The 3,977-nt window shown below is 58.4% G+C and carries 6 protein-coding genes; all 6 read right to left on the bottom strand.

The genetic code is table 11. The features are described 5' to 3' along the window. Positions 1-155: 155 nt before the first annotated feature. Positions 156-782 (bottom strand): barstar family protein, encoded by a 627-nt coding sequence (locus tag ACIA12_RS40580; RefSeq protein ID WP_396372800.1) that lies wholly within the window; start codon positions 780-782, stop codon positions 156-158. A 378-nt stretch (positions 783-1,160) separates the two neighbouring features. Beyond that, entirely contained in the window at positions 1,161-1,661 is a 501-nt protein-coding gene (locus tag ACIA12_RS40575; protein WP_396372799.1) for a polymorphic toxin-type HINT domain-containing protein, read from the bottom strand. 78 nt (positions 1,662-1,739) lie between these two features. After that, entirely contained in the window at positions 1,740-2,192 is a 453-nt protein-coding gene (locus tag ACIA12_RS40570) for a hypothetical protein (protein ID WP_396372798.1), read from the bottom strand. 71 nt (positions 2,193-2,263) lie between these two features. Continuing rightward, positions 2,264-2,734 carry a DUF4265 domain-containing protein gene (locus tag ACIA12_RS40565; RefSeq protein ID WP_396372797.1) on the bottom strand — a complete coding sequence of 157 codons (471 nt, stop codon included), beginning with the start codon at positions 2,732-2,734 and terminating at the stop codon, positions 2,264-2,266. A 59-nt stretch (positions 2,735-2,793) separates the two neighbouring features. Further along, positions 2,794-3,279 (bottom strand): DUF4265 domain-containing protein, encoded by a 486-nt coding sequence (locus ACIA12_RS40560; RefSeq protein ID WP_396372796.1) that lies wholly within the window; start codon positions 3,277-3,279, stop codon positions 2,794-2,796. 50 nt (positions 3,280-3,329) lie between these two features. Beyond that, positions 3,330-3,977 (bottom strand): HNH endonuclease (locus tag ACIA12_RS40555; RefSeq protein WP_396372795.1); only part of this gene is annotated, 648 nt, incomplete at its 5' end.

Below are 3,977 nucleotides of genomic sequence, written 5' to 3'. Positions count from 1 at the left end.
TCGTAGGTGCGGGAGTCGGGCAGACCGGTGGCCAGAGTGGTGTCGGTGGGGTCGAAGCCGCCGAAGACGTCGCCGTGGCGGTCGGCCAGGACCAGCGCTTGGTGGTGTCGTAGCCTTTATGGACGGCCTGAGGAACGCCCTCCGTGCACTCACATTCAGTTGGTGACTAGCTCAATGTGGAACTCATCCAGGACATCTAGTATTGATTTCAAGTAGGCGCGGTCCCTGGACTCTGCAGAGGACTGAAAATCGCGCCACGATATCCTGCTTGGCGGCCCTTCACCAAAGCTCGATCTAATACAATCTGCCAGCCCGTCCAGGCTCGACCCGTAGTAGCCACCTGGACCGTTGATTGCTTCACCCAAGGCACAGTAGAAGGCGGTCCTCGACGAAATCTGCGTCCCCTCCAGCTCGACGACAGCACTGGGTCCATAGCGGGCAGCCCCACGACTCGTCGCAAACCAAGACTTCTGGACTACATCTAACCAGGCAGCCTGAAAACTCGGCGACATGTTAATCCACTCGCCGCCATCTAACGGAACCTCAGAAACCCATCGAATCCAAATTCTTGCGGCTTCAGGAAACTCACCAACCGCACCGAAAGACTTGTACGTGACATTAGGAATAATGCCCCGCCCAGATGCCTGCGAAATCTCCTTGCGAACAACTCGACCAATAGAGTATTCGCCGATCTTCCCAGATCTACTCGACCGGATCTTCAGAACAGATTCGTCTACTTGACGCCTATCCGTGTTGACCTCGTGAACCATCAGAAATGTCATCTCCGAAGGATTGTTCCGTGGATCTGCGAAGTAGCCGCGCAACTCTTCAGCCGCCACCAGAGTGTCACGAGAGGCGTCATCAACAATAGCGTATGAACGGGAAAGGCAAGCCAACCTCCAGTAGCAGGGATGCAATTCGGTCAACCACCTATCGGCTCACCAACCGGAGTCCGGAAAGTGCGGCCCACTGAACTTCTGTATCTTCCGATAGCGAGATGTCGTCCATCCGTAGACTTATCACCATTGGGCAGGGTTTTCTCCAGGATTCTCTCCGTATCCGGCCGCCCGGGAAATCTATACTCCTTCGCCCCGCGCCACCAGGCGTACTCTCGGCCCTTGTATACGTCATGGGAAGCGATCTCACCAGCTTTCACGGCGTCATAGGCCGCCGCCAGTTTGTTGCTCATTCCCGTCGGGCAATTTATCCGACAGTTTCCCTACGAGACAGTCATTATTATGCACAAGCACCGGCACGTGGCCAGCAAGTACGTAGTACGAATGCGTATTGGATACCGTTAAATTGGATACTCGGGCCACCGCTTGGCTTGGGCGTACCGAAGTAACGATGATGCTAGCCTTCCCCAGGCTGGAGATTAGTTCATCTCCTTGCTCGAGGTCGCCGGCCTCTACCCACGACTGACCACGTCGCACAAAGAACGGATGGTCTCTGGTCGATGTCACGCTTCCCTGCGACTTCAGGCCCTCGTTGACATGTAGTTGCGTCACAACCTGCGGACCGGTCGTGCCATCTTTCGGATGCATAGCCATGACCTTGTCGCCGACTTTTACCTGGCCGGAGCGGGCACGGCGGGCCGCCGAAGGATCCTTGGTACCGCGCGACTCACTTTCAGAGTGCGTGGATACGCCATACAGCGGCACGCGACCGACCGAATTGCTGGCTGCGCCGAACGATTGGCTGGACGCCCTTCACAGGCGTCATAAGAGCGCATGACTGAGCTAGGTGACCGCATCAAGTTGGATTACCGTTGCTGCGAGCACCTTTTCGCGGCGACGGCCTACGGCGAGCAGGACGGCGGCACGGATTGAGAGCCAGAGGTAGGAGTTGCCGGCCAGGACTTGGAAGAAGCCCCAGTTGAACTCTTTGGTTGTTGCCTCTTGGCGGCCACCAGACCGGGCGACCATGAACAGAGCGGACTCGGTCAGTGCCGGTAGCAAGGGATATCGACCGCCGAGCTGAGTTGCTGTTAGCAACGAGACGCCGAGTGGGATGACGCAGCCCCCAGTGCGGCTCCAGTGGACCGGTGAGCGGAGCAGGCCGATCAGCGCGGTTGTTGAGACCGCGGCCAACTGCTCGCCCCGCAGCCACAGGTTGCGGCTCAGCCGAAGCTGGCGATTACAGTCAGCAGTAAATGGCCCGCCAGACGTGCCCACCAACGTCGAGGTCGCCATTCAGCCGAGCCAGGAAGCCGCTCCACGACTGGTTGCCTGAACCCTTTCCGCCCAGAGCCGAGAGGTCCAAGTCAAGCGCTCCACCACTCGTCGGTTGCAGACCCGACCTCATAATGCCACCAGCCTTCATCCTCACCTTGAGCAAGGAGGGCCTTGATGGCGGCGAAGTCTGCGTCTGATGGGACTGTGAAGGCAACCAGTGGAAACTCGTCGCTAAAGATCTCCCCTCCGAGTCCGAACGCCGCCAACCGCTCATGCACGGCTTTAGGATCCCGCCCCAGTGGTCCGGTCGGGATGGCTAGAACACGAACAGTGCAGTTACCGAAGGCACTGACGCGCCCCATGGACCAATGAATCCCATCCGCATCGGTCCGGAACCGCACCACGTCGCCTTCAGCCACTCCATCCTGGAGGAACGGAACGTTTTGCACGCGGGCGGTATCTGCGCTGACCTTGGTCGCCCACAATCCTTCGCGATCATACGGGAGCCAACCCTCACGAGGAATGAACCGGAACCACACCTTTATCTGATCATCAGCCATAGCACGCATCATCCGACCTCCGTCAACGGCCTCTCGCAGCGGGGGGAGGCGAGCTCCCTTCAGACAGCGAAAGATAGGGCGTCGCCCCACTCCCATCGCAGTCGCCCCCTGCGCTCGCCTTCCTCGAGGTACGCCAGCAATGAGACCGGCTCCTCTCCCCCTGCCACGTCAACCGCCACGTGACGAGCACCACACCACTCCGAAAGCAAGCCTGCCGCCTTCACCCGGAGGGTGATCTCCGCCTCTTGGCCACGCGACGCCTCAGGGCCGAGTTGCACATCGAGGAACACCCTGAGCACTCGTCGACCGGACCGCTCAACCACCTCAACCACGTTTGCGCCGTCGGCAGACAGTCTGACCCTATCCCGTAGCGAAATTCCATAGGCCCGGAATGGAATGCAACACAGTTCACCTTCGCCATCCCTTACCTCACCAAGCCAAACCTGCTCGAAAACCTCAGACAAACCGAAGGGCGACAAGCTAATTCGAGCTATATAGTTGCTCTCGCCTCGCAATACCGGTTTATCGTGCGCAATGAACTTCATATCAAGAACCTTTCGTTTCTGGTGTGTATCCCTGTCTGCGAAGCCGCATCTTACCTCATCCAATCTGGCCACCACGACGGCGGCCATTTCCCGAAAAAGTTCTTCGGCGGATTCAGCGGAGCCAGTCGGTCCCTCTTCGAACTATTACAAGAAGTACAAGCGGGCGTAATGTTCTTCGCGGTCAAGTCGCCGTTCTTCGATCGTGGCTCAACATGATCCAGGCCGGTCGCCGGATTTGTCCGACAGTAACTGCACAGCGGCGTCTCTTTGTCTTTCGGGGAATTCTTGCCAATCCCCCAGTCTCCAAGCATCCATTTAGGAATCCGCTTGCCAGCACCCGCACCACCTGTGGAACCCTCAGGAATTTCATGAATTGGTTCCCCATTGGGACCCACCAGCGGCGTACATTCACATGCCTCCTCACCCTCACCGATCCGGTTGCCGCCTCGGCCTCGGTTACCGGGGTAGGTAGGTTCCCCACCTTCAAGTTCGCCAGGGAGTACTCGCTGGCCAAAACTGCCGGAAGGAAGTCCTGTACCACGAGGGTCATTGTTCCCAAGCCAGTTAATGCTTTGTGCGGTCCCGACCTCACCGACGACAGAACCGGTTTGGTTGAGGGCGTTTTGGAGGGTCTGGTCGGCGCCGTCTTTGTTGTCGCCGGTTTGGTCGTCGCCTGAGTCGACGGTGGTTGCTGGCTG

Origin of the sequence: Kribbella sp. NPDC051620, assembly GCF_044453825.1 — a bacterium.
Lineage (GTDB): Bacteria > Actinomycetota > Actinomycetes > Propionibacteriales > Kribbellaceae > Kribbella.
Note: the sequence above shows the minus strand (reverse complement) of the source record. Positions and strands in the feature narration are given on the sequence as shown.

Coding starts and splice junctions, on each gene's coding strand:
- ACIA12_RS40560 (WP_396372796.1), bottom strand. CDS start 3,279: ATGAAGTTCATTGCGCACGATAAACCGGTATTGCGAGGCGAGAGCAAC.
- ACIA12_RS40580 (WP_396372800.1), bottom strand. CDS start 782: ATGACATTTCTGATGGTTCACGAGGTCAACACGGATAGGCGTCAAGTA.
- ACIA12_RS40570 (WP_396372798.1), bottom strand. CDS start 2,192: ATGGCGACCTCGACGTTGGTGGGCACGTCTGGCGGGCCATTTACTGCT.
- ACIA12_RS40565 (WP_396372797.1), bottom strand. CDS start 2,734: ATGGCTGATGATCAGATAAAGGTGTGGTTCCGGTTCATTCCTCGTGAG.